The sequence below is a fragment of the Streptomyces niveiscabiei genome (assembly GCF_001419795.1).
Lineage (GTDB): Bacteria > Actinomycetota > Actinomycetes > Streptomycetales > Streptomycetaceae > Streptomyces > Streptomyces niveiscabiei.
In genome coordinates this window covers 1-201 of the sequence record NZ_LIRL01000669.1, presented here as the reverse complement: position 1 = coordinate 201, position 201 = coordinate 1, and the positions used below count along the sequence as shown (strand labels likewise).

Sequence of the window (201 nt, the reverse complement as noted above, 5' to 3'; positions counted from 1 at the left end):
GCGAGGACGTGGCGGGCGGTGTCGCGGTAGCTGGCCAGCATCCGGGGCATGAGCCGGGTGAGCTCCGGCACGAGGAGCTGGATATGGCCGACGAGGAGACCGTCGGCGGGGTGGTCCCGGTCCGGCTGGGCTCTGATGATCTCGTCGGTGGTCGCGCGGATCGTCACCACGTCGACCGGGTACAGGTCGGGATCGCCCGTC

General features: G+C 71.1%; 1 protein-coding gene. It reads right to left on the bottom strand.

Annotated elements, in window-relative coordinates:
• A partial coding sequence (locus tag AOK24_RS48765; protein WP_159052030.1) for a hypothetical protein occupies positions 1-201 on the bottom strand: 201 nt, incomplete at both ends.